Genomic DNA, 1,106 nt, shown 5'->3' on the forward strand with positions numbered 1-1,106 from the left:
TACACTCATATTTAATCCCTATATTTTCTATTTCAATTTTATCATTTTTGAAATAAGAAAACAAATTTTACTGGTTCAGTTTTAGGGGTTCATTATACTAATTTACCTTGCCAATTCTAGAAATAAGTTATTTATTATTACTAATATACTTTATATTTGGAAATGGGACTTCAGTCCCGTAAATAGGCTAAAGCTTAACTTTTAATTATGTAGCTATGCTTAAACTGCTATTTTCGGACTTTACTGCTTAAATTAGTGCCATTCACCCCAGTGAATGAATCTCCACATTTAACTACCTTCTATCTATCACTTCCTAATAAAGTATCTTCCTCTCCAAAGCATACAAATTATTGCTCTCATGACAAGCAACTTTAAAAAGTTCTTTTAGTTCTCTGTCGTATGTCATTACATATATGTTTGCATCTTTGGCTTTTAAGTCTTTGAAGTTGTTTAGTAAAACTCCGTCTGCTACATTTTTTCCGTGTCCACACTTTGTGAAGTTAAAAGAGTTAAATGTTTTTCCAAAATCAAATAGGTCTGCTTCCCACTCTGCTTTAAAAAGATAAAGTGAGTCTGGGTTGCATGAGACATAGATATCTTCGTCTTGAATATCTAATGGTTCTATGATGTCACTAAACATAGGAGAGATGTTTGAGAAGTTTTCTATATCCCAAAAGATGTATGACTTTTTTGCTTTACTTTTTTGCTTTTTGTTAAAGAGAACTAAACTCTTAGAGATGCCAAGATGCACATAAGCATCATCTTTTACAAACTCCATCTGCTCTTTTAGCTTTTTTGCATCTGCTGATGTAAACTTCAAGACTTTAGAAAGCTCTATATACATATCTAACTCTCTCAACTCATATTCAAAACCACCACTCTTATAACTCTCAAAACTCTTTAACTCATTTTCTGTGTAAATAGTTCTTAGTGAGATATGCTCATTTGCCTTATACGCACGTATTACAGATATAAATATCTTATACGCATTTCTTGTTTTAGCAAGCTCTATCGAGCCATAATGTTTTTTATTTATAATTATCTTTTTCATCTTACTTTTATTATATCAAAAGATAAATACTCAATAAAAATCACAATTTCATTAC

At 30.4% G+C, this 1,106-nt stretch carries 1 protein-coding gene; it reads right to left on the reverse strand.

Translation table 11 applies throughout. The annotated features are described in order from the left end of the window. Positions 1-313 precede the first annotated feature (313 nt). Positions 314-1,051 carry a hypothetical protein gene (locus QZZ48_RS09995; protein WP_294965135.1) on the reverse strand — a complete coding sequence of 246 codons (738 nt, stop codon included), beginning with the start codon at positions 1,049-1,051 and terminating at the stop codon, positions 314-316. Between the last annotated feature and the right edge of the window lie 55 nt (positions 1,052-1,106).

It is taken from the genome of Sulfurimonas sp., from assembly GCF_016744025.1.
Lineage (GTDB): Bacteria > Campylobacterota > Campylobacteria > Campylobacterales > Sulfurimonadaceae > Sulfurimonas.